The organism is Pseudomonas sp. S3E17 (assembly GCF_024168685.1).
In the GTDB taxonomy this organism is placed as follows: Bacteria; Pseudomonadota; Gammaproteobacteria; order Pseudomonadales; family Pseudomonadaceae; genus Aquipseudomonas; species Aquipseudomonas marginalis.
Genome location: NZ_JALJWE010000001.1, coordinates 2719156 through 2745054 on the forward strand (window position 1 = coordinate 2719156; position 25899 = coordinate 2745054).

The following is a 25899-nucleotide window of genomic DNA, read 5'->3' on the forward strand; positions in this document are numbered from 1 at the left end:
CATTCCTAACTAGTACGGGAATGCAGTCTGAATCACACCATCCCGAACATTTATTTTGATTGTCGATGTTGGAGCGCCTGAGACGTTTGTTCCAATCACCTTACCTGCGTTGTACTCAATAACGTGCCCACCTGGGCCATTAGGAGTTACCTTCCCATATCTCAGTGCGTTATCAACATAGCTAGAGACATCTTTAACAGATGTTCCTTGCGAGAACTTACTAACATTCGCAAATCCCGAGTCAGGTCCATGGCGATAGAATACATGCTCAATACCTGTCATCAAACCGCCTTTGTTATAAGTGCTCGCGCTCCACGATGCATCTATTTGTCTTGGGGCTGGTAATGCCTTGATTGTGTCATCTACAACAGCCCCAGTTCCTTTTGCACCATTTAAACCAAACCCATCAGCGTCCTCCGAAATACCAGGCCCTTTATCCTCGACCCTCCCTTTCGATATGCCCGGTTTAGGTGCCCTATTCCCCCAACCATTGGTGAGTAACATGTCACCCATGTCAGTGAGCATACGCGCCCGTTCAGACACACTCAACTCACGACCCGCAGCCCTTTCCATCCAGGAAGTGCCCTTTACCCACTCATCCAGATGTGCTGCCTCGTCCGGCGTCAACCATCCTTCCTGAATGTACTTGGCTTTGACCATCTGATCATCTGTGACATAGGTCGCTCCCCATTTGTCAAAGCCCTGCGGTGGCGATGAAAGATCTTTGGGGTTGCCCACCAACAGACCCGGCACATCGTACGCAATCTTTCCTTTGAAGAACGTCAGCAGATCTTGAGCAACGGGGTCGTCCATGGAAATCGTGTTGGCCACGATGCCATCAGCACACTCACGAATCTTGCAACCCTTGATCGCAGCAGATCGTGCCGCCGAGATTTCCTCGTATCGGTCAATGACACCTCGGACCTTTTCTGTACTGCAACCACCATTGGCTTTGCAATCATTAAGCTCCTTCAGCAGTCTTTTCGCAGTTGGGTGGTCAAGGCTGTTGAACTTGGTTGCCTGTTGAGCCACCCAACCGGCAACCTGCTGGTCCTTGGCTGACCCACCGGCGACCGTTGCCACGGTTGTTCCGATGAGCTGGGATGTCATCGCCAGCAGTTGATCATGCATCGGCCCGGAAAATATCGAGTCGCCCACAGCAGCCACAAACGCTTCGTTTGCACCCGCGGCCAAGGCTCCGGTCCTAAAGCTACCACCGGCAGCTTCGGCGATCAGTCCACCGACGATGGCATGAGCCCCCACCTTGCCGGGGACACCTGTGAACTCCAACTGGGAGCCCAATTTATTGTAAACCGATGCACTGAGTACATCTGCAATTGCGCTAATACTAGCCTGGGCCATTTGATCTTTGAGGCTACCGCCGTCGAACGCAACATTGGTCACCGCACCGAAGCCCTTCTCTGCAAGGCTATACCCGGCAAACTTGGTAAAGCCATCAAGCTCTCCAAGTTTAAAGCCATGGGTGGCAGTACCCGCATTCTCTGGAGAAACCGAAAACGCTTTATCAAGTACTCCTGCGGCAAATCCTGCCGCCAACCCCGACTTCAAGTAACCCTTGATACTGTCGCTAGAGGTCACATCCTTAAGTACCGCTCCCAGATTCCCCTTGTTATTGATGGTACTGACGACCGATTGTGTGACCACAGCGGTATAAGCAGCTGTTGCCGCCGCCGATGCCGCAGTCCCGACAGCCGCAGCAGTGGTAGCACTTGCACCCGCAGCAGCGGCCGCACTAGACGCCGTGGTACCGGCCGTTGCTCCAATCGCACTTGCGGTGCCGCTACCGGCAGTCACTACGGTGACTACAATGACCACCACCAGCATTGCCCCGGTCCCCATTCCAGAGTGGCTGTATTTGAAGGAGTCATGAGTTTCTTTTACCAGGCGCCAATCCACATCACCGCGCTTCTCAGCCTCTTTGAGCCAAGCCAGTTGCGGATCGGCCTTGACCATCGCATCAATGGCCTGGCTGACCGTTTCTTGATTGACGTGTTTGACATCGATTTTTAACCCATCGACAGCTTTGATAACAATGTCGCCTGTGGCGGTCATCTGGGTCTGCTTGAACGTCTCATCGGTGTTGCCTTTACCGCTCGAACCGTTCCAGGACAGACTTGATTTACTCTTGGAGTGACTCTCCTGATGCAGGTCTTTCACCCCTTCAAACTCAATCCCACCACCGCTTTGCACAGTCAGGTCCTGACCGCTATCCAGTGTTGCTGACTGGTATTTTTGATCGCTGCCGCTGATCAGGGCGATGTCGCCACCGGCTTTGACTTCACTCCCGACATTCACGACTTTTGTCACTTCGTCGTGCTGCGTTTGCTTTTTGCTTTTGCTCTTCTTCTTCATGTCATAGAGCGAATAGTCGCTGTCTTGCGCGGCGAGCAGATTCAGGTTTTCGCTCGCCACCAGATATGCTTCGTCACCAGCAGTAACACGACTGGAAATGAGAGCCATGTCATTGCCTGCAATGAGTCGAACAGCAGCACCCGCTTTTATTTCCGTACTGACTTGGCTGACGTGATCTTCCTGAATAGTCCTCTTCTTGCTCTTCGCCAGGAGGTGATTTTCATTCGCAGCAGAAGCAATATTCATATCTTCCTTGGCTGCCAGAGCGATATCACGTTTGGCGTCAATTGAACTGGCGATCGCGTTAAGATCTCGTCCCGCCGTCATCTCTACATCGCGCCCAGCACTTACAGTCGAACTGCTCTGAGTGACAGAAGACGATCGCGAATACATCCCCCCACTGCCTGAATCAAGCGCTTTAGTTGCGACGATATTAATATCGCGACCGGCGTCAATCAGAGTGTCGCCACCACTTTTTAGGGAACTACCACTGTTGGTGAAATCGCGTGCGGCCTTGATAGTCAGATCGTTGGCAGCCTCAATACGCGCAGAATCACCGTAGTAATTACGATTTCCCTCGCCCATGCCCAAGCCAGTAAGACTGCGTTCACTAACCACATCCCCACTCACCGCCGTCAGAGTTACATCGCGTCCAGCAATCACACCGCCAGACCGATTAACGATAGTGTTGCCTGCCAATAGATCCAGTCGGTTGCCCGCCTCAATCCGGCCACTGTTGACCAGATCATTTCCAGCGACCGCTGAAAGATTGTTACTGGCACGCAAGGTGCCTGAGCTGACGAGTTCCTTACCAGCGATCAAACTGACGTCCTCGCCAGCAATCAATGCCCCGTTCGAAGTCAGGCGCTGGTCGGCATTGGCCAGGTAAAGTACCGGTACCAGGACTTTCTCCCCGGCCACCTCATGCTCTTCCAGCCAAACGATGTCATGGGTCAGTGCTGCAACCTGTGCGCCTGTCAGCGACACACCCACCGATAAATCTAAGGTCTGCTTGCTGCGGATGGCGTTGTCCATCAGGTAGCGGTATAAGGCATCGTCCGAAGTTTGGCCGTCAAGAAAGCGCTGGCCGGTACGTGCGACCACAGCTTGCTGGATCAGGCGCTGTTCATAAAGGCCGTCACCGAGGCGCTTTGCACTTTCATCGGGGTTGTAGCCGAGACCGGCAAGCAGGTAATCCGAACTCATGAACTGCTTGAGATTTGTGAGTACAGGGTTGGTTTCGATCAGGTACTTATGCGGTTGCGCGGCGATACGAGTATCGGGCAAGCCTTGCACACCCTTGATGGACTGATGGCTGCCAGTGATCGCTTGCTCTGTAATGCCTGGGATGTTGAGAGCTGGATTGGTACCGGCGTCGGTATTGACAGTCACCGCGGTGTCTCGGTGCGTGACTGATAAGCCCGGTACGTTAAGGCCTGGGAGTCCTCCTATCGGTGTGGTCACCTGGATTCGGGGATCACGTTCGCTTGCTGAAAGACCAGGCAAGTCGAAACCGGTCCCCGGGATTTGCGGTTTGACCTCCCCACCGTGAGTGATTTCTATGCCTGTTGTACGGCCTGAGTGCCATGAGCCGCCATCAACATTACCACCTGTGTTGACGGTACTCGCAGTGCCATTGAGTCCGCCCGCTTCGCGGGTGGCAAGGCTCAACTGCAGCGTACTGGCGGCGGTTGGCGCTGATCCGGTTATCTGCAGCGTACGGCCCTGGGTATCAGGAATCGCTTGCTGACGCTGCGCTAGACCAATGTTTGCTTCACCCATGGTCCAGTTTCGCTGGACGGGATCGCTACGGCTGACTTGGCTGTCGTTTGCAGCCTCTCCGCTCAGGCGGAACAATCCATTTTTCCCGCTAGGCAAACTGAAGCCTGGTAACTCCACCGGGTTCACCTGCTGTAAAGCAAGGCCTGGGGGCAACTCACGATTGATCGTAACCATCACCGCGGTATTGCCAGTGACCTTGGTTGCGTTACCACGAGGCCCATTACCGGTAACGGCGACGTTTTGACGAACGACGCTATTGGTCAGGTTCTGCGCCGCGTTGATGCTCACGACACCACCAGCCTGAACCACGGCGTTAATAGAACTGGAGGATCCGGTAGTAGTGCTATTGAAAGGACGAGCATTCAGCATTTCCCAGGGACCATCCGCAGCACCTATATTTGGATCGACGCTCTCACCCTTTGTTTGGATTCGTAATGTTCCATAAGTCGTGTAAAAACGAACAGCGTCTCGCCCACCTTCAAAGCCAATACGTTTATAGGATTCAACGCCACTGCTGTTAAAGGTATGAACGGCAGGACTTCTGGAGTTATAGAGCGGGTCGTGAGTCCGGTTGTAGTTCATGACCGTGAGCATGAACTTCGCAATATTGGATGGGTTTAGTGAACCAAAGTCATAAGAGCGCCGAAGGCTGTAGTCACCTACCGATGCTCCTTCGTTGGTGAAGTTTTTCAAGGTAAACGAGATGTTATTACCTGCAGTCAACGTCGAGGCCTTATTGTTCAAATCCCCTCCGGAAACCAGGAAGTTTCGTCCGGCGGTCATGCTGGAAGCCGCCGAGTCTTCAACAACCTGTGACTTAAAGTTCTCAGCCCACACCAGGAAGCTTGGGCCCGATCCAGCAATGGAAGTACAGCTGCTGCATTGCACACCGATGTAACTGGAAACGAGGCCGCCAGTAGTCTTGAATACGTCCTTGCGGTTTTCGATGTAGGCAGCGGCCACGCTTAAATCACCACCACTCTCTACCGTGGCCGAAATATTGCGGATCGACGTGCTCTGACCGTTGTTGTCATCTTTGGCAATGCTGACATTCCCCAGACCGTATACGTCCGCGAAGCGGTTGGTGAACGTATCAGTGCGCAGCGCCATATCGCCGCCGCTGAAGATCAGTCCATTCTGGTTCAACAGTGTGGACGTGGACAGGCGCAGGTCGCCGGTACTGCCCAGGGTGCCGTAGTTGTTGATAACGCCAGCAGTGACGTTCAGGTCCGCAGCCGAAGTGATTCGGCCTTCATTTGCCAGTGCACCGCCAACGGTTATGCGCGTATTGCCACCACCGGCGATCGTGCTGAGTTGCGCCAAGGTCAACTGGGCCGCAGTAAGGTCCAGGGTCCCCACACTACTGACCCGACCGCTGCCCTCATAGCCACCCGTTAAATCCAGCGCCAGGCTGCCATCACTGGCAATCAGACCATTGTTAATCCAGTGCCCGCCCTTGCCCTCCAGGCGTGAGGACGCCAACAACTGCCCGGTTTCAGTCTGAGTAAAGGTGCCGACGTTCACATTCAGGCGTCCGGCCTCAATGACGCTGCTGTTAGTCCAGGTATCGGCGTTCAGGGTCAGGCCGCCACGGGTGACAATGCTGCCGCCGGCGCCGGTGACATTGGGCAGGGAGATATCAAAATCACCCTCCCCGGCGTGCAGGAGTTGGCCGCCGGTGTTCTGGAAGGTAGTGGCTACCAGGGCAAGATCAGTGTTGGCGGTTTCAACGATGCCATTGCGGTTATCAAACAGATTGCCGATCTGAAATTGGGTCTTGCCCGTGCGCGCCAAGGCACGCAGTTTGCCGCTGTAGTTGACCAGGTCTCTGGCCTGCAGCATCAGCGTCTCATCGCTTTCAATAATCCCCGAATGGTTGCTCAGTTGCCCACTGAGGCCGAGGTCAATGCGCTTGGCGGAGATTTGTCCGAAGCTGTTATCCAGCGAAGTGCTGCGGGTTTGCAAGGCGCCTTTGGCGTACACCCCACCGTAGGCGTTGAGGAATTGACTGGCGGTGATGACGGCATCGCCGTCCTGAGCGGCGATGCGACCATGCTGGTTGTCGACGGTGAGCGCAGCCACGTTGACGCGCTGGCCTTGAATTACCCCACCTTTGTTTTGCGCAACGCCGTTGAGCAAGCTGTCATTCAGAGTGGCGTCCACCAACCCGGTCAGGCTGGCCACGCTGCCGCCCTGGTTGTCCAGGGTGTTTGCCCTGACGATTGTGTCACCGGTGTGCGCCAGGAGCTTCCCGCCGTGGTTGTCGATATCGCCATCGATGTCGAGGCCCAGGCCGCTTTGGCCTTGCACTGCACCGCCGACATTGGTGAGGCCTGAGGCCTTGATTTGCAGGTCAGCCTCCTGGCTGTAGATCAGGCCATCGGCGTCGTTTTGCAGGACGCCGGTGCTGGTGATCGCCACACGATTCTTACCGGCGATGGTGCCTCGCTGACGGTTGTCGAGGCCACCGGTCAGCAAGGTCAGTTGCCCTTGGCTGGCGATCTGGCCGCCCTGGTTGTTGACCTGCACCGCCCGCTGGAGCAGCAGCGGGCCTGCGCTGGCCAACTTTCCGTTTGTGTTGATCAGAGAACCCAGCAGGTTCAGGGTCAAACGGTCGTTACCGGCGACGGTGCCGCCGGTGTTGTTGAGGTCAGTGGCGGTGATGGCCAGCGCTTTTTGCGCGTTGATCGTACCCGTCTGGTTGCCCAGGGTGAGCGCTTGCAGGTCGAGTTCAGCGCCGCTGTCGATCAGGCCACCGTTGGCGTTGTTCAACTGGCCGGTGACCGACAGGCTTTGTCCCGCACCGCTGGAGAGTATGCCTCCGCTGTTTTCGAGACTGGCGGCGCTGAGGTCAAGCCGGCCCTGGCTGACCACCGCGCCTGCGCCGGTATTGAGCAAAGCGCCAGCGAGGCGTACATCCACTGCGCCATTGCGGCTGGACAACGTACCGTTGTTGCGATTGTCGAGGCTATCGCCACTGACGTTCAAACCTTGCCAGCCGGATAGCAGGCCGTTCTGGTTGAGCAACTGAGCTGCGTTGACCGACAGCACCTGGCTGCTGATCAACTTGCCACCAGTGTTGTCCAGGCTACTCAGGTTCAGCGTCAGGCTTTGCTGAGTGGACAGCTCACCGTTCTGATTATTGATCGCCCGCACGCGGTTCAGGGCCAACGCCCCCTTGGCAGCAATCAGCCCGTTGCGGTTATCCAAGTCTGCATTGTTCAAATCCAGGGTCACGCCCTGCCCGCCCATGATTTGACCGCCGGCCAGCGTCAAGCCACCCAACTGCAAGTCCATCGCACCCTTGGCGGACACTTCACCGCCACTACCGGTGGCGAGGTTGCCTGCCGCGATGTCGAGGTTACCTTGGCTGTTGATCAAACCATTTGCGGTGTTATCCAGGGCCGTTGCGCTGAGCGTCGCGCGGCTGCCGCCCAATAGGTTGCCACCCTGGTTGTTCAGCAGGCCGTCGCTGCTCAGTTGCAGTTCGCCTCGACCGCTCAGCGTACCGCCTTGGTTGTCCACCGACCCGGCGTGCAGGTTGAGGTTAGCGGCGCCGATCAGGCCCTTAATGTTGGCTAGAGCCTGATTGATTCGCAGCGCCAGATCCTGATTGCTCAGCAGCTTGCCGTTGCTGTTATCAAAGCGTTGTGCGGCCAGGGTGAAGGCTTGGTCGCTGGAGATTTCACCGCTCTGGTTATCGACGGTGTTGAGGTTTTTCAGTAGTAACGGGCCGCTGGCATTGATCAAACCACCGCGGTTATTCAACTGGCCGTTATTCAGGTCAAGGCTCAATCCGGCCTGACTGAACAGCTTGCCTGCCTGCTGGTCGAGGCCAGTCACCGTGGCGTTCATTGCCTGGGCACTACCGATACTGCCACCGTTGTTCAACTGTGCGGTCACCAGGGTCAAGGTGTCTCCGCTGTTTAGGCGCCCCGCCTGGTTGTTCAGCGCTCCGGTGGTAACAGAGACCGGACCTTTGCCGCTGAGAGTGCCTTGCTGGTTACCCAGGCTGGCGCTGCGCAGTATCAAGTTGGCGTCGGTGAGCAGTTCACCGCCCTGGTTGTTCAGGTTATCGCTGACAACAACGCTCAGACCTTGCGCGCTGGAGAGACTGCCTTCGGTGTTGTCGAGGCTGCGCGCCTTGACGTCCAGCGTGCCTTCGCTGCTCAACAGGCCCTTGTTGTTGATGAGGTTACCTGCCAGATCGACCACTAATGGTTGCTGACTGAGCAGCTTGCCGCCGCTATTGTCCAGCGCAGTGCCTGTCAGCGTCAGGCGTTGAGCACTCAAGTGGCCGCGCGTGCGGTTGAGTACCTGATCCACGGCCAGGCTCAAGCCTGTGGCGGCGAACACCAGCCCGCCGTCGCTGTTATCCAGGCGCTGGCCGGTAATGCTCAGGTCGGCGTTGCTGGTCAGTTCACCGGCACGGTTATCAACATCGCCCACGTCCAGTTTCAGCACTTTTGCAGCGCCGACCAGGCCATCGCGGTTATCGAGATGGGCACTGGCCATCGCCAGGGTCTCGGTGCTGACCAACTGGCCTTTTTGGTTGTCGATCAGATTGGCGTTGACGGTGACCTTGGCCTTCCCCGCCAATTCGCCCGCACGGTTGTCCAGTTTTGCAGTGGTCAGCAGAACGGCACCATCGCCGATCAGGCTGCCACGCTGGTTGTCGATCAGGCCATCGGCGCTAACCTCCAGGCCTCCACGACTGCTGATCAGGCCGTCGGTATTGTCCAAGCTTGCACTGCGCACGTTGAGGCCGACAGCGCTGATGCTGCCTTTGGCGTTGGCCAAGGCCTGCTCGATGCGCAGATCCAGGGCATGATTGCTGATCAACTTGCCGTTGCCGTTATCCAGGCTACTTGCCGCTAGGGTGAAGGCGTTCTGGCTGGAGATTTCACCAGTGCGATTATTCACGTTGCCAAGATTTTTCAATACCAGGATGGGTGCATTGAGCACCCCGGCGTTGGTCACCTGCCCCTGATTCATATCCAGGTTCAACTGGCTGCTGCTGAACAACTCACTACCGCTTGCCTGGGTCAGGGCTGTAAGGTTCGCGGTCAATACACCGCCGCTGGCAATGCGTCCGCCGTTGTTGAGATCGGTCGCTCTAAGGTCAAGGCTGTTGGCACTGATCACGCGCCCGCCAAGGCCGTTGTTGAATCGCCCGGTGGTCAGGTGGGTATCGCCCTGGCTTTTCAGCAAACCTTGCTGGTTGTTGTCCAGGCTTGCACTGGTGAGATTCAGCGCCTGAGCAGACTCCACCACGCCGCCCACATTGAGCAGTTCACCATCGCTGGTCAGGGTCAGGTTGCCTGCGCTGGAAACACTGCCGCCGGAGTTGTCGACCCGTTGAGCGCGCAGCTGCAGGCCGCCTTCGCTGCTGATCTTGCCGCGTGTATTGTCCAATCCCGCCGACAGTTGCACCGCCAGCAAACGTTGGCCAGCCAGTGTGCCTTCAGTGTTGTCCAGGCTCGAACCACTGAGGTGTAGATCCTGGGCGAACACCAGGCCCTTGGTTAGGTTGATCAACTGGGCAATAGCCAGTTCCAGCGCAGTGCCGGCCAACACCTTGCCGCCACTGTTGTCCAGGCGCTGGCTGCTGATCTCGGTCTTGAGTTGGCCAGAGATTTCACCGACACGGTTATCCACGCGATCGACGTTGAGTTTCAGCGCTTTTGTCGCGCCGACCAGAGCGCCGTTGCGGTTATCCAGATCGTTACCACTGAGGCTCAGGTTGCCTTGGGCGACGAGTTCACCGCCCTGCTGTTTCAACACGCCAACTGTGGCGTCGAGATCGGCCTGGCTGGCGATACGGCCCTTGGTGTTATCCGCCGTGTCCCACGTCAGGCGCAGTGGCCCGGCGGCGCTGATCAGGCCGCCCTGGTTAATCATGGATTGCCCGGTGAGGGTCTGCGCCTGTTTGCTGTTCAGTACCCCAACACGGTTGTCCAGGTTGCCCGCCTGAACGGTCATGTTGCCCTTGGACAAGATACGGCCCTTGGCCTGGTTATCCAGTAGACCAGCGACCTGCACCGACAGGCTACCGTCGCTGACCAGGCTGCCGGACAAGCTATTGTCGAGGCTGGACGCGGTGACATGCAGGCGCTGCCCGGCACCAAGTGTGCCGCCCTGGTTGAGCAGTACGCCCTGGGTTGTAAGGTTGAGGCTGACGTCGCTCAAGATCTGCCCATTGCGGTTATTCAGGCTCATCGCGTCAATCACACTGAGGCCGGCACTTGACACTTCGCCGTCGGTGTTCAACCAGTCACCGGCCACCGCCAGGGTGAGGTCTTTTGAGCTGTTGAGGACGCCTTCAGTGTTATCCAACCGGGCGGCCTGAGCATTGAGACCCGCCGCCGCAATCACCCCCTTGATATTGACAAGGGTCTGGTCGATTTTCAGGCTCAGGGCTTGATCGCTGAGCAGTTTACCTTCGCTGTTGTCCAGTCTCTGCGCCGCCAGGGAGAAGCCGTGTTCGCTGGAGATTTCGCCTTTCAGGTTGGCAACTGTGGATAGGTTCTTGAGTAACAACACACCCGGGGTATTGATCAGACCTGCGGCGTTGTCGAGCGCTCCATGGTTCATATCCAGAGTCAGGCTGGCGTCACTGCGCAGTGTGCCTTGCTGGTTCAGCAGCGGACCATTAAGCACGATGCTCAGGTTGCGTTTTGCGTATACGTTGCCCTTGAGCTGGTTATCCAGTCGATCGACGTTCAATTGAATATCGCCGTTGGCGAGTAGCTTGCCGCCAGCGCTGTTATCCAGTTGACTGCCCTTGAGTGCCAAGTCCGTGACGCTGGACACTTCACCTGCGCGGTTGTCCAGACTGTCGACCTTCAAGGTCATGGTTTTGCCGGAGTTGAGCAATCCGCTGCGGTTATCGAGTTGGCCGATGGTCAGTGTCAGCTCGCTCTTGCCGGTGAGGCGGCCTTTGCTCTGGTTATCGAGCCTGGCAGCGGTCAATTGCAACTGGCCGGCGGAGGCAAGCAGCCCGGCTTGATTGAGCAACTGGCCACTAATCAACGCGCTCAGGGTGCCTTCGCTGGTAAATGTGCCGCCGGTGTTATCGAGGCTGGCGGCGTTTAGGTCCAGTGACTGCCCCGCGACCACACGGCCATTGCGGTTGCTGATCAAGCCCGTGTAGTTGAGGGTCAGACGCTTGTCCCCTTGGATCAATCCCTTGCTGTTATCCAGCGATACACCGGTCAGCAAAGTATTAGCCCCAAGGATCTCGCCCTGCCGGTTATCCAGGCCGGTAGCAATGCGTGCGGTCAGATCATCGCGCGCGCTGAGTTTACCTTCGGTGTTGATCAGGCTATTGGCCCGCAGATCCAACCCCGTAGCGGCTACCAGGCCCTTGGTGTTGTCCAGCGCCTGTGCAATTCGCACCAGCAGCCCTTGTTCACTGAGCAATTTGCCACTGCGATTGTCGAGGCTACCAGCGGTGAAATTCAGCGTCTGAGCAGTGGAGATTTCCCCACCCTGGTTATCCACGCTGGCCAGGTTGCTCAACAGCAATGCGCCTGGCGCGTGGATCAAGCCGCCCTGGTTATTCAAGTGGCCGTGGTTCAGGTCCAGGCTGACGCCCGCCTGGCTGTAGAGGCCACCTTTGTTGCTGTTGTCGAGGCTGGCAGCGCTGACTTGCAACTGACCGATCGCGCTCAACAAACCTGTCTGGTTCAGCAACTGTGCACTGATCAGCGCAGTGAGTCGTCCGTCACTGGTCAGCTTGCCGCCACTGTTATTCAGACTGCCGGATGCGACATCAACGTTTTGCTCGGCAAACAACGTGCCCTGGCGGTTGTCGAGCAAACCAACACTGTTGATGTTGAGCGTGGCATCGCCTTGCACCAAGCCCTGACGGTTATCCAGCGATGCGCTTTTCACGGACGCCGTACGTGCCAGCATTTTACCGCTGCGGTTATCCAGCGCGCCGTCTACCTGTGCGATCAGCGCTTCACCGGCACTGAGAGTACCGCCCCGGTTATCCAGACTGCTGGCTTCAACGTCCAGTTTTTTCGCCGAGACCAAGCCTTGAGTGTTGTCGAGAACACGGGCGATTCGCACGGTCAGCGCCTGCTCGCTTAGGAGCTTCGCGTTGCGGTTATCCAGCGTATTGGCGGTCAGGGTAAAGGCCTGGTTGCTGGAGATTTCACCTCCCTGGTTGTTGACGCTATTGAGGTTGCTCAACATCAAGCGGCCGGGAGCATTGATCACCCCGTCCTGGTTGTTCAGGTGCCCCCCATTCAGGTCGAGGCTGACGTCGCCCTGTCCGAAGAGTCGACCGTCCTTGTGCTGGTCCAGGCTGCTGACGCTGGCATTGAGCGACTGACCGCTGCTGATCCGGCCACCCTCGCTGTTATCGACCTGGCCTGCTTTCAGATCCAGGCGAGCCTCACCGCGCAAGGTGCCATGCTGGTTGTTCAGCAGGCCATCCAACTGCACATCGAGATTGTTGGCGACGACAGTGCCCTGACGGTTATCGAGGCTGCCCAAGTTCAGGCGTGCGTCACCCTTGGCGGCAAACAAGCCGGTTTGGTTGAGTAAGTGACCGGCGATGGCGGCGGTCAAGGAACCGTCAGAGGTCAGCTTGCCTTCGGTGTTGTCGAGAGTGGTGCTGGTTACGTCAAGGCGGGTACCTGCCGCTAGGCTGCCGCGCTGGTTGGTGAGCGTTTCACTCTTTACCAACAAGGAACGATCACCCTGAATCTGGCCGTCATTGTTGTCCAGGGAACCCACCGTCAAGGTGGCGTCAGTGGCTAGAAGTTGGCCCTTACGGTTTAGCAGTTGCTCAGCCTTTATATCCAGGCTTCCCGCACTCAAGATGCGTCCCTGATTCTGGTTATCCACACGCGTAGCGGTCAGTTGCGCAGTGCGCTGAGCACTCAGCGTGCCGCCCTGATTCGCCAGTTCACCGGTGCCGATGGTCAGGTCACGGCTGGCGATCACGGTCTTGCCGCTGTTATCGATAGCCTGTGCGGTCAAACGCACGTCGCCTTGGGTATTGCGGCTGTTATCCGCGTTGACGCCCGCTTCGATAATCCCGTTATTGGTCAGCCGGCCACCGGCGTCCAGGGTGATGCTGTTCTTGGCAGCGAGGGTTTGTTGGTTCGTCAGGGCGCCTTGGGTTTTCACCGACAAATCGGTACCGGCGTAGACCGCGCCTTTGGCTTCCAGGTTGGCGGCTTTGACTGCCAACGCCGAACCGGCCGAGGTCTGGCCCATGACCACATTGCCTGCGGCATCAATCTGGATGTCACCGCCAGCGACCATGTCCCCGGACAGTTTCACCCCCACACCCGCTTCGGTGCCCACCAGTTTGACCGCGCCTACGTACATACCGCCCAGCGCCGACGAATCAATCGCCAGATCCGGCGCCTTGCTGCCGTCCGATGCACGCGCCGTGGCGTTCAAGGTGCGTGCGTCCACATCGTTGCGACCCGCGACAATGGTGAGTTTTTTTGCCTGGATCTGCGCGTTAATGGTGGTGGCGCGGGTGATGATTTCGAACTGGTCGACGTTGCTGGCATTCAAGCCGGTGCCGTCAATGGCGACGCTGCCTTGATCGACTTGATAGCGGCTGATCTGGCCGTTCTCGATCACTGCTTTGCCGGTGGTCAACGTGGCTTGCGGCGTGTTGATAAAGCCGCAACCGTTGCAGCTGATGCCATACGGGTTGGCAACGATCACATGGGCCGACTGCCCCGCCACTTCGGTGTAGCCGCGCAACTGACTCGGACTGCCGCCGTTGACCTCGTTGAGGATCACGCTGGCTGCTGTGCCGTTGAGGTTCTGGTTGCCGAGGATGATCCCGCCCAACTGGGTCGATTGGGTGCGGCTGGTGGCGTTGTTGAGGATGACGCCCTGCTGGCCGACGTTGTAATCCTGGAACTGGTTATGGGACAACCCGCTGCCATTGGGCGCCGCGATATTGACGATGGGTACGCCGTTACCCGCCTGGCCCAGCGTTGTGCCCGGTGCGCTCACCACAATCCCGTCCGCCTGCGCCAGCAACGGCTGCCAGAACATCGCGTTGGCCAGGATCAACGCCAAGCCGCGCTTGGGCAGTCCCAGGAAAGTGGAGCGCGTTTTCAAGGCCGCAGAAGGTTGGCGCGCAAGAAAGGCGAACTGACGAACGTCCATGTCAAATCCCGAGGCCCGAAGGCGGTAAACAATTTAAAGAAAGAAATCCATACGGAAATAAACCGGCGCTTCACGTTCAGTGATCGGCCCCGGGCGTTCCAAAGAGTGTGCAAAGGTCACCGAGGCGGCGACGTTCTGGCCACGTGCGAACAGCTCCACGGAGTTGCTGCTCATGCGTCCGTGTTGTTCGGCGTTGTAGCGGCCATGGCTGATCACGCCTTGGTCATAACCAAGGCTGGTGCCGTATTCATTGAATACCGGCTGCAACCACGCGATGGTCACCGGGCGACTCCAGCGCAGGTCGTTGCGCCAGTAGCCGCCGCTGTCGCCGGCCAGGCTTTGATCCTTGTAACCGCGAATCGACGACTGCCCGCCCAGGCTCATGCGCTGTGGGCTGAACAGCACGTCTTCGCTGCGCTGGCCGGTCATCAGGCTGCTGAAACTGAACGACTCGCCCCACAGCTTGAACGGGTACAGGTAGCTAAAGGTCGCGGTGTATTTGCGGTAGCGCGCATCGGCCTGGCCGGGGCGCGGGTTGTGATTGGCCTGGGCGTCGAACGCGCCAATGCCGTCCTGCATGCCCAGGTCGATGTTGAGGAATGAGCCGCCGATACGTCGTCCATGATTGATGCCGAACTGGGCTTCGCTGAGGCGGTTACTGCTCAACGCGAGCTTGCTGTCTTCGATGAAGTTGTTGGTGCGCAGGTAGGCCACGCCGGTGCTGAGTGAGGTTTTGCTCAGGGCGTCGCGATGGATTACCCGCTCCAGGCGCAGTTGATGGCTCTGACTGTCTCCGGACTGTTTGAAGTTGAAATTATTGGCCTGAGCCAACGAACGGTATTCGGTTTCGCTGTAGCTGTAATTGAGGTTCCACCAGCCAAAGGGCAGGCTGTAATTGAGCATAGAATTGCGTGAGGTTTTCTGGTGGTCGCTGACTGCATCATGACCACCGCGCAGCGACAATTGATCCGCCAGGCCCAGCGGATTGTCCCAATCCAGACTGGCGCCCCATTGCTGTTCACCGGTGCTGCGCTGGCCGCCATTGTGACGAGACAGGCCGACGCGCCAGAGTTTCTGCAGGGTGTTCTTGACCAGCACATCGCTGCCGCCTACTTCTTTGCCAGGGGCCAATTCCATCTGCGCCTGGTTCGATGGCAGACGGTTCAGTTGGTCGACCATCTGCTCGATCTCGCGCAGGTTAAGCAACTCGCCCGTCTTGCCCGGAAAGCTCATGGTCAATTGTCGATCGGTAATGCCGCTGCCCTCAGCGCCCTTCAAATGTTCCAGCTTGCCCTCGACGACTTGGATTTTGAGGACGCCAGTGGAGAGGTCTTGTTGTGGCAAGTACGCGCGGCTGGTGACCAACCCTTTGGCCAGGTAGCGGTCGGTGATGACCTTGAGCAGTTCATTGAGTTGGGGCACGCCAAGGCATTGGCCAATGTAAGGCTTGATCAGACTGGCGCGCTCGCCTTCGGACAGGGCATCGGCGCCGGCAAGTTCGATGGTTTTGATCGTAAAGCAGCGCGTGTCGACGGGCGCTGTCGGCTTGGTAGGCGTAGCAGCTTTGCCGGGCAGGTCCTTGAGCTCTTCGAGGCGGCGTTGTTGCTCTTCGAGCAGGCGATCCTGGCGGTCACGGATCAGGTCAGTAACGCCCGGCGTGTTCTGCGGTGTAGCGCCTTGAGCTGTCCCAGCAAAGCCCAGGCAAAAAAAAGCGGACAGCAGACTGAGCCTGGTCCGGTGTGCCGAACGCCACATTTCTAGATCCCTCTACATGGCTTTGTGCCATCAATTGGCGGGGATCTTATGGTGGCGTTTTAGTGGCGTCAATTAAATGTACAACTTTGTTTCAGTGGTGACACACGATCACCTGCAGTCTGAAAAATTAAGGTCTTTAACATCAATCACTTAACAGAAATCGCGAATATCTAATCCAGGTCTGCACCTGGCTAAGCAAGTAGCAGGTAAGTTCGCGCCTTTGGCATAGCCGACAGTTTTTTCATGGCAGAAAACCGCTCAATCGTGATGCTACTGTCTGATTGCCTTTTTTAGAGGGGTGCGGCCAGTGAGGTAGACCCCATCATCGGCGCAGAACGCGCCCAGATTGACGCCAACCGTGGTTTTACCCGGCCCGCCTTTGGTTGAAACGACCGCAGTGACTTTCATGATATTGACCTCGGAATCGTAGGATTTGAGATGCATTCATGCTGGCCACGCTGTGCGCTTTGATCACCCCGGAAAAATCCAAGGCAAAAAAAAGCCTGCATCGCTGCAGGCTTTTCCCTATCTGGCTCCACGACCTGGACTCGAACCAGGGACCCAATGATTAACAGTCATTTGCTCTACCAACTGAGCTATCGCGGAATGCGCCGTATGTTACTGATTGAAAAGGAGAAGTCAAGCTTTCCCTGACGGCCTGGACGATTAATCCGGATGACCGGCTGAAAGCTGCTGCTCCTTGGCCAGGTCCAGCCAGGCGCGCACGGCGGGTGGCAGGTGGGCGCTGGCGCGCCAGGCCAGGGCGATGTGCCAGTCGGTGTGGGGTTCGTCGAGAGGGATCAGGGCGATGCCTGCGTGTTGATGCTTGTGCGCCAGCATGCGGGGCAGGAAGGCGACGCCGAGGCCGGCGGCGACCAGGTCGACGATGAAGTCGATCTGCCCGCTGCGCGCCGCCACGCGCGGTATCACGCCTTTGCGCTCGCAGGCGGCGAGGATCTTGGCGTTCAGGGCGAAGCCGGCTTCGAACAGGATGAACGGCGAATCCGCCAGGTCGGCGAAGTCGATGCGTTGACGCTGGGCCAGGGCATGGCTTCTGGGCAGCACGGCCATCAGCGGTTCGTTGCGCACGGACTGATATTCGAAGCCTGCATCCACCGGCAGCAGCAACGCAGCGAGGTCGACCTCCCCCGCTTCCAGGCACTCGCGCAATCTTTTGCTGCCGTATTCGGTGAGTTCGATGTCGATGTCCGGGTAACGGCTGCGATAGGTGGCAAACATCGTCGCGAACAACACCCCACACCCCACCGGTGGCAGGCCGATGCGCAACACGCCGCGCTTGAGGCCGCGCAGGTCGTTGATCTCGGCGACCAGGTCATGGTGTTCGGCGAGCAGCACCAGGGCGCGACGGTAGGCGATTTCACCAGCAGCGGTCAGTTCATTGCGGTGGCCGAGGCGATCGAGCAGCGGCATGCCAAGTTCTTCCTCCAGGGTCTTGACCGCCTTGCTCACCGTGGATTGGGTCAAGGCCACCACGTCGGCGGCCTGGGAGAATCCGCCCTGGCGTACCACTTCGACGAACGTACGCAACGTTCTCAAATTCATGGGTATTCCTTTAGCGACTGGTATCTAGCGATAAAAGTTGTTTTTATCATGACAGATATTTGCCTATCCTGACCCGCCCAGCCTTGTGGAGACACGCTTAATGATCATCTCGTCCGCCTCCGACTACCGCGCAGCGGCCAAACGCAAGCTGCCGCACTTCCTGTTCGACTACATCGACGGCGGTGCTTACGCCGAGCACACGATGCGCGCGAACAGTTCGGACCTGGCCGAGATCAGCCTGCGCCAACGCGTGCTGCGCAATGTCGATAACCTGAGCCTCAAGACCACACTGTTCGGCCAGGCCCTGGACATGCCGGTCATCCTTAGCCCTGTCGGCTTGACCGGCATGTATGCGCGGCGCGGCGAAGTACAGGCGGCAAAGGCGGCGGCGAACAAGGGCATCCCCTTCTGCCTGTCGACGGTGTCGGTATGTTCGATTGAAGAAGTGGCGTCGCAGAGCCCGCAGTCAATCTGGTTCCAGCTGTATGTGCTCAAGGACCGGGGCTTTATGCGCAATGCCCTGGAGCGGGCCCAGGCGGCGGGGGTCACCACCCTGGTGTTCACCGTGGACATGCCCACACCGGGAGCGCGCTACCGCGATGCCCACTCGGGCATGTCCGGGCCGTTCGCGGCGCAGCGACGCATGTTGCAGGCCGTCACCAAGCCGCAATGGGCGTTCGACGTCGGGCTCATGGGCCGCCCCCACGACCTGGGCAATATCTCCAGGTACCTCGGCAAACCCACTCACCTGGAAGATTACATCGGTTGGCTGGCCAATAACTTCGACCCCTCCATCAGTTGGAAAGACCTGGAGTGGATCCGCGACTTCTGGAAAGGCCCGATGATTATCAAGGGCATCCTCGACCCTCAAGACGCCAGGGACGCAGTCAGTTTCGGCGCCGATGGCATCGTGGTTTCCAACCATGGCGGCCGTCAGTTGGACGGTGTGCTGTCCACCGCCAAGGCCTTGCCACCGATTGCCGATGTCGTGGGCGATGACCTGACGGTGCTGGTGGACTCCGGCATTCGTTCCGGGCTGGACGTGGTGCGCATGCTCGCCCTGGGCGCCAAGGCGTGCCTGCTCGGACGCGCCACCGCCTATGCACTGGCCGCCGATGGGCAGCACGGGGTAGAGAACCTGCTGGAGATCTTCGCCAAGGAGATGCGCGTGGCCATGACGCTGACGGGGGTCACGTCCATCGACCAGATTGACCACAACACGCTGGTGCAATCAGCCAAATAACTGACGTCAGTACTGAAGGACCGTTTTTTTACTGTAAAAACGGTCCTTGATTTGTAAGGACTTTTATTTATTTAAACGAAATGGCACGAATCTCGCTCTAACACCTTCCAAGCAGGTCAAGCGATGACAAGACGTGCGGCAGTGCCCAGGGGTTATAACCCCTGGTAAAGCGGTCTAAACTGTTTCCAATGTTTTACGGAACTGAAGGAACGGTAAGACGCCTGGCATTCGCCACTCTCATCCAGCCTGTAAGACAGCTAAGTGCTTAGAGGCCGTTTGCTTATGAAAACACCAACCCAGACCAACGCAGTTGACTTCGACAGTGCCAAATTGCAACGCCTGGGGTTTGGTCAGCCATCACTCGTACCTCGACGCCCGACGACCGTCGCACAACTTCGCCAGCAGCTGGGGATGCAATTGCAGACCAGCCTGGAACCGCAGCGTATCCTCGCGGTGTTTTTCCGTGAGATCCAACGCCTGGTCCCCCTGGACGCCCTGCAATATCGCCACGAAACCAGCGACCTGCGCCTGGAGTTCGGCCACCGCGGCCACCACTCGGTGAGCTACAGCCTGAGCCACGAAGGCGAGCACCTCGGCGAGCTGATCTTTCGCCGCAACCAGCGCCTGCTGGAAGAGGAACTGGGCCAGCTCGAATCACTGCTGTCGACCCTGCTCTACCCGATGCGCAACGCCCTGCTCTACCGAGCCGCCACCCGCAGCGCCCTGCGCGACCCGTTGACCGAAACGGGCAACCGCATTGCCATGGACCAGACCCTGCAACGGGAAATCGACATGGCGCGCCGGCACTTGAACCCGCTGTCCTTGCTGATGCTGGACATCGACCACTTCAAGATCATCAACGACACCCACGGCCATGCAGCCGGCGATAACGTTTTGCGCGCCGTCGCCGGGGCGATCAAGAGCCAGTTGCGTAACGTGGACATGGTGTTTCGGTTTGGCGGGGAAGAGTTTCTGATCCTGCTGTCCAACACCAGTCGGGATGCAGCGGCCATGGTCGGTGAACGCCTGCGCCAGGCGGCACAGGCCCAGGATTATTGGGCGGACGGGACACGGATCGAATTGACGGTGAGCCTCGGTTGTTCGACCTTGCTGGCCGCCGAGTCGGCCGAGAGCCTGTTGCGTCGCGCCGACAGCGCCTTGTACGTGGCCAAGCGCGAAGGTCGCAATCGCCTGGCAATGGCGGGGTAAAACCCCGCCATCCCCGTTACATCACGCTTCGCTGGCGACGCGCAACGGGCGCTCGCGCACGGCAGCGCTCGCCGGTTTGTCTTTCTCCAGGCGCATGCAACTTTCCAGGAACAGGTACATGTAGTCGTAGCTCTTGCACACGGCCTGGCGCAGCTCTGCCTGCAGTTCCCTGGTAGGGTTCATCCCGGCCAGGGTGCAGATGATTTCCAGGGCTTCCCAAGGATGGGCGTCGTCGTACTGGGCGTGCATCTTCAGCCACTTCATCGCACGCTTGCGGTCTTCCTCGGGAAAGGCTGCCGCATACACACCGGTGGAACATACCACCGCCGACCACTCCCCCGTCGCGCCCTCGATCGCATAGTTGGTCGCGGCAACGGCCACGATCAACGAATCGGACGAGCTGGTGTGCCAGCACCAGTGGCTCAGCGCATGCAACTCCGGCGGCACGTTCTGGGCCTGCAGCTCTTCAAGGCTGACGCCATGGGCACGCGCCCAATGCACCCAATAGTCCGCGTGGTTCAGCTCCACACGGATATTGCGCATCAGCCAACGGCGCGCCATGTCTTCTCCTGGATGGCGGGCAAACTTGGTCTTGGTGAGGTTCTGTGCCATGTACAAGGCAAACTGTTCCACCACGGGCCAGCCACCGATCAGGTAGTGACGCATGGTCTTGGCGCTGAGCGTGTTGTCACGCATGCGTTGGTACAGTTCGTGTTCGACAACCCGGCGCTTGCTCTCGCTGCAGTCCTGGATCAATTGCTGAGCCCAGGCGGGGTAACTTGAGGCTTCCATAAGCGGGCCGGTTCTGCTGAATGTGTCGATCACTATTAAGGCTCCTTTTTAAGTGTGATTTACAGACCGGCAAATGTTTCAGCGGAATGTGCCGGGCGCCCTGAATAACAGAGGCTGCGGCCGCACGGGTCGACGCAAGCTATCAAAGGTAAACAATTGCGGTCGTTCAATCAGGTAGCCCTGAGCGTAATCCACACCGATGTCGAGCAAAGCCTGTTCGATCTGCGGGGTTTCAACAAATTCGGCAATTGTGCGCTTTCCCATGACATGGCCGATGTGGTTGATCACTTCGACCATCGCGCGGTTAATCGGGTCGTCCAGCATATCCTTTACGAAACTTCCATCGATCTTCAGGAAGTCTACAGGTAAATGTTTCAGATACGCGAATGAGGACATTCCGGCGCAGAAGTCATCGAGGGAAAAGAAGCAACCTAAGGCTTTGAGTTCGTTAATAAAGCGAATGGCACTGCCCAGGTTCGCAATAGCGCTTGTTTCAGTTATTTCAAAACAAATCATTTCTGGCGGAATGCGGTAAGCCTCGAATTTCTCACGTAAAAAACCGAGGAAATCATCGTCGCCAATCGTAATGCCTGACAGATTGATCGCACACATCGCCATAGGCCGGCCGGGGTGCTCGTGCATGCAACGGGCAATGATCCTGAATACGTTCTCCACCACCCAACGGTCCAGGGAGGTCATCAAACCATAACGCTCAGCTGCGGGGATGAAGCTGTCGGGCAGAATGATCCGACCCGCCTCGTCGTGCAGGCGCAGCAGGATTTCAATATGCCCACTGCCGCCGTCGGCACTTCCCAAGGGCGAGATTTCCTGGGCGTACAGGCAAAACCGGTTCTCCTCCAGCGCCATGTGCAAACGCTGCACCCAGGCCATTTCGCCAAAGCGCAGGGACAGCTCCGAGTCATCGGCGTGGTACACCTGCACTCGGTTGCGGCCTTTTTCCTTGGCCATGTAGCAGGCCATGTCGGCGGCGCGCAACGAGGTTTCCAGGGTGGTCGGGGTTTGGGAGATCTGCACCAGGCCGATGCTCACGGTGGTCATGAACGGCCGCCCCTTCCACACAAAATGCAGGCTCTGCACGGTGTGGCGCAGGCTCTCGGCGACTTTTTCCGCCACCGCCGCCGGGCAGTTCTCCAGCAGGATGCCGAATTCATCGCCCCCCAGGCGCGCCAGGGTGTCACCTTCGCGTAAATCCGATTGCAGCAGCGCGCAGATATGCCGTAGCAACTCGTCGCCCGCCGCATGGCCGCAGGTGTCGTTGACCAGCTTGAACTGGTCGAGGTCGAGGAACATCAATGCATGTCGCCCGCCCTGGGGCTGCCCTGCCCTGTGCAGCACCTGCTCAAGGCGGTACTCGAACTCGCGACGGTTGGCCAGGCCGGTCAAGGCGTCGTGTGTGGCCTGCCACGACAGGTTGGCGATGTACTGACGCTCCTGGGTCATGTCGTGCAGGACCAGCACGGCACCACTGACCTGGCCGCCGCTGAGGATCGGCGCTCCCACCAGAGTGACGGAGACCGTGCTGCCGTCCAGGCGCTGGATGGTTTTCGAATGCTCGCTGCCGCCCTTGAACCGGCCCTTGACGATGTGTTCGATCAGGGTAAAACCATCCGGCTGCGCATTGTCATCGAGCAGATTGAACAGTGCCGCCAGGGGCAGGCCTTGGGCCTGCGCCGAGTTCCAGTGAGTCATCGCCTCGGCTGCCGGGTTCATATAGGTAATGGTCCCGTCCACAGTGGTGGTGATTACCCCGTCGCCAATCGACTCCAGGGTGATCTGCGCACGCTCCTTCTCGGCCTGCAGGGCATTGGCGAACGCATGACGCTGGGCCAGTAGCTTATGGGTACGCAACAGCGCCAGCACAATCAGGCCCAGGGCCGTCGCCAGGTTGGTGATCAGCAACAACCGCAGAATCATCCGCGAGCCTTCGCCCAGGGCGTCGCTGAAGGCTTTGGCGGCGGGGGTCACGCCCTCATTGATCGCGGTGATACGGGCTTTCCACTGCCGGACTTCATTGGGATTGACCTGCTGGTCGGCATTGATCGCTCGGTGCATCTCGCGGGCCAGCTCATCCAACTCAACCAAGTAGCCATCGCCTACGGTCCACAGCTCAATGGCTTTTTCCAGGTAGCTGAAATGCCGAAAATTCAGGTACAGCCAGATCAGGCTGGACACATCGTCCGGGTGGTTGCCGCCCTTGAGGATGCCCAGGCGCGCCGCGGCCAGGTCAGGGCTGGGACGGTCCAGGGCAATGCGCAACTCATGGCCGCCCTGAGGCACGGCAATGGCCTGCTGATATTTGAGATAGGTGGTTTCGGCGCGGTTATCGGCATACAGCGTCAGGTAATAGATCGCGTCCTTCTGGCCCTTGGACCACAGGCTCTCGCCGCCCACATAACCACGCACCGCTGAAAGCACGTAGAGACTGACGCAACCCAACAATGCCTGGAACAGCACGACGGCGATAAAGGGCCAGACAATGCCCAATAGCCGAGGCGTTCCGAAAGTCCGCTTTTGCTTCATGAAGTCCCTTGCATATGCACTGCTGGAAACGCACGCAAACACCCACTTCCGATAGCACAGCCTAGGCTAAATCAACGTATTTGCTGCAAGTGCCCATAGAGTTTGGCGTAAAGACCGCCATCGGCGATCAATTGCTGATGATCGCCATCCTCAGCAATATGACCACCGTCAAACACTAACACTCGATCAGCTTGTTTTACCGCCGACAGACGGTGGGCGATGATCAGTGTAGTACGGCCACTGAGGAACCGCGCCAGCGCCTGGTGCAGGTTGTATTCGGTGGCGGCGTCCAGGGCCGAGGTTGCTTCGTCGAGTATCACCACCTTGGGTTCGGCCAGGACCATGCGCGCAATCGCCAGGCGCTGGCGCTGGCCCCCGGAAAAGCGCACGCCGGAACGCCCGACCACACTGTCCAGGCCCTGGGGCAAGGCCTTGACAGTCGCCTCCAACTGGGCGATTTCCAGCGCCTGCCAGCACGCCTGGTCACTGCGTTCACGGCCCATGGTCAAGTTGGCGCGCACGGTATCGTTGAACAGCGCCGGGTGTTGCAGCACCACCGCAACATGCTCGCGAAGGGTCTCCAGGCCAATCTCCTGCTGAGTGGCACCGCCAAACCGGATACTGCCCGCCTGGGGTGTGTAGAGCCCGAGCAACAATTGCACCAGGGTGCTTTTGCCACCGCCGCTGGCGCCGACGATTGCTACCTTCTCACCGGGCGCGATGGCCAGGTTCAACTGGTCGAGTACCAGCTCTTCGCCGTAGCCGAAGTCCAGGCCGCGCACTTCGATGCCCACGGTGTCGTGCCCGGTGAACGGATCAGCACCGCCGGCATATTGCGGCTCATCGGCACGCGCCAGCAGTTCGTTGATCCGCGTCAGCGCCCCGCCTGCCGCGTAGTAGGCGTATTGCAGGTTCAGCAACTGCTCCACCGGGCCGATCATGAACCACAGGTAGCTGAACACCGCGAGCATCTGGCCGATGGACAGGTCGGAAAACAGCACGGTGAGCATCGCCGCCGCACGGAAGATGTCGATACCGAACTGGAACAGCAACCCACTGGCGCGGCTCGAAGCGTCGGTTTTCCATTGCGAATGAATGGCGTAGTCACGCACTTCCTGGGCTCGCTGGCCGAGGCGCCCGAGGAAAAAGCCCTGGCGGTTGCCGGCGCGCACTTCCTGGATGGCATCCAGGGTTTCGGTCAGGGCCTGGGTAAAACGCGAGGTGCTATCGTTTTCCAGCTTCTTCAGGTGCTTGACGCGCTTGCCCAACTGCACCGTGGCGTAGATCACCAACGGGTTGAACAGCAGGATCAACAGCGCCAGCTGCCAATGCATCCACACCAGGATCGCCGAGGTACCCACCAGGGTCAGCATGGCCACCAGGAAACGGCTGAGGGTTTCACCGACAAACTTGTCCAGCGTATCCAGGTCGGTGACCAGGTGGGTGGTGACGGTCCCGCTGCCCAGGCTTTCGTATTCGCCCAGGGAGATGCGCTTGAGCCGCTCGATCAGGCGCACGCGGATGCGGTACACGATGTCCTTGGCCAAGCGCGCAAACAACCGCGCCTGCACCACGTTGAACAGCAGCGCGCCACAACGCAGAAACAGCGTCACCAGCAGCATCAGGCCGATATAGCCGGCCGCCTTCTGCCAACCCAGGGGCAGTACGTGGTTCATCACCTTGAGCGCGGCATCGCCGTGTCCCAACAGCACTTCATCCACCAGCAACGGCAACAGCAAGGGAATCGGCACGCTGCACAAGGTCGCCAGCACGGCGACGCCATTGGCGATCCACAGGGACTTCTTGTGCCGCAGGGCCAGGCGGCGAATTTCCGCCCAGGTCAGTCGGTCGGAACGGGGTGACTGGTCATGCACAGGTCGCTCGCTCCAGCCATCGCCCCAACAACGGTGACAGCTCGGACAGCGGCTGGTAGCCGTTGGTCAGCAACGCCAACTGGCCGTTACGCTCGGCGAGCAAGGTCGGAAAGCCGGCGATGCCCAGGTCCTGGACCCAGGTGAAGTCAGCGGCGGTCGCGGCATGCTGCTCGGCACGGTCGAATGCGCCGGCAAACTCGATGCGCGGGATGCCTGCCTTTTCAGCCAGTTCCACCAGCACGCTGGCGAGGGTCACGTCGCGGCCCTCGACATAAAACGCGCGCTGGATCAGCCCCAACAGCTTCCACGCGCAATCCGGCGCCAGGCTGCGCGCGGTGACGATGGCACGGCAGGCAGGCTCGGTGTCATAGACAAAGCCGTCGGGCAACGCGCCATCGCGCTTGAACGGCTGGCCGGTGGCGTCGGTGACCGCCTGCCAGTGCTCGAGGATGTAGCGCCGCGTGGTCGGCTCCAGTGCCGCGCCGCTGCCGGTGCGCAAGCCGCCCACCACCAGGTGCACGTCCACGCCGGCCGCCTGGGCCTGCTCGACCAGCGCCTGCGCCACCGGGGCAAAGCCCCAGCACCAGGAACACATCGGGTCCATCACATAGAGCA

At 58.8% G+C, this 25899-nt stretch carries 9 protein-coding genes, 1 tRNA gene and 1 pseudogene; 2 read left to right on the forward strand and 9 right to left on the reverse strand.

The annotated features are described in order from the left end of the window. Window positions 1-9: 9 nt before the first annotated feature. From J3D60_RS12020 to J3D60_RS12040, 5 genes and pseudogenes are all read right to left on the reverse strand, one after another. The gene (locus J3D60_RS12020; RefSeq protein ID WP_253491579.1) at window positions 10-14307 is read right to left on the reverse strand and encodes a filamentous hemagglutinin N-terminal domain-containing protein; all 14298 of its coding nucleotides are present in this window, start codon (window positions 14305-14307) and stop codon (window positions 10-12) included. Between the two features lie 33 nt (window positions 14308-14340). Further along, window positions 14341-16062: a ShlB/FhaC/HecB family hemolysin secretion/activation protein gene (locus J3D60_RS12025; RefSeq protein ID WP_253491580.1), complete on the reverse strand. Its 1722-nt coding sequence runs from the start codon at window positions 16060-16062 to the stop codon at window positions 14341-14343. Between the two features lie 315 nt (window positions 16063-16377). After that, a pseudogene (locus tag J3D60_RS12030) lies at window positions 16378-16470 on the reverse strand (ParA family protein); the annotation flags it as partial. Window positions 16471-16592: 122 nt separating this feature from the next. Then, window positions 16593-16668: transfer RNA gene (locus tag J3D60_RS12035), tRNA-Asn, on the reverse strand. Window positions 16669-16728: 60 nt separating this feature from the next. Beyond that, window positions 16729-17625, reverse strand: a complete 897-nt coding sequence (locus J3D60_RS12040) for a LysR family transcriptional regulator (protein ID WP_253491581.1) — start codon at window positions 17623-17625, stop codon at window positions 16729-16731. A 100-nt stretch (window positions 17626-17725) separates the two neighbouring features. Between J3D60_RS12040 and lldD the strand changes: the two genes are divergently transcribed. Both lldD and J3D60_RS12050 read left to right on the forward strand, forming a co-directional pair. Next, window positions 17726-18868 carry an FMN-dependent L-lactate dehydrogenase LldD gene (gene lldD / locus J3D60_RS12045; protein ID WP_253491582.1) on the forward strand — a complete coding sequence of 381 codons (1143 nt, stop codon included), beginning with the start codon at window positions 17726-17728 and terminating at the stop codon, window positions 18866-18868. A gap of 282 nt (window positions 18869-19150) precedes the next feature. Continuing rightward, entirely contained in the window at window positions 19151-20077 is a 927-nt protein-coding gene (locus J3D60_RS12050; protein WP_115486824.1) for a GGDEF domain-containing protein, read from the forward strand. Window positions 20078-20098: 21 nt separating this feature from the next. On the opposite strand, the gene J3D60_RS12055 is transcribed toward J3D60_RS12050, so the two are convergent. From J3D60_RS12055 to J3D60_RS12070, 4 genes are all read right to left on the reverse strand, one after another. Beyond that, the gene (locus J3D60_RS12055) at window positions 20099-20902 is read right to left on the reverse strand and encodes a TenA family transcriptional regulator (protein ID WP_065940481.1); all 804 of its coding nucleotides are present in this window, start codon (window positions 20900-20902) and stop codon (window positions 20099-20101) included. Between the two features lie 45 nt (window positions 20903-20947). Next, a complete protein-coding gene (locus tag J3D60_RS12060) occupies window positions 20948-23410 on the reverse strand; it encodes an EAL domain-containing protein (protein ID WP_065940482.1) in 2463 nt (820 codons plus the stop codon). Between the two features lie 71 nt (window positions 23411-23481). Next, window positions 23482-25284, reverse strand: a complete 1803-nt coding sequence (locus tag J3D60_RS12065) for an ABC transporter ATP-binding protein (protein WP_065940483.1) — start codon at window positions 25282-25284, stop codon at window positions 23482-23484. Then, window positions 25277-25879 (reverse strand): DsbA family protein, encoded by a 603-nt coding sequence (locus J3D60_RS12070; RefSeq protein WP_253493992.1) that lies wholly within the window; start codon window positions 25877-25879, stop codon window positions 25277-25279. The genes J3D60_RS12065 and J3D60_RS12070 overlap by 8 nt, the downstream gene beginning before the upstream one ends. Window positions 25880-25899 lie beyond the last annotated feature (20 nt).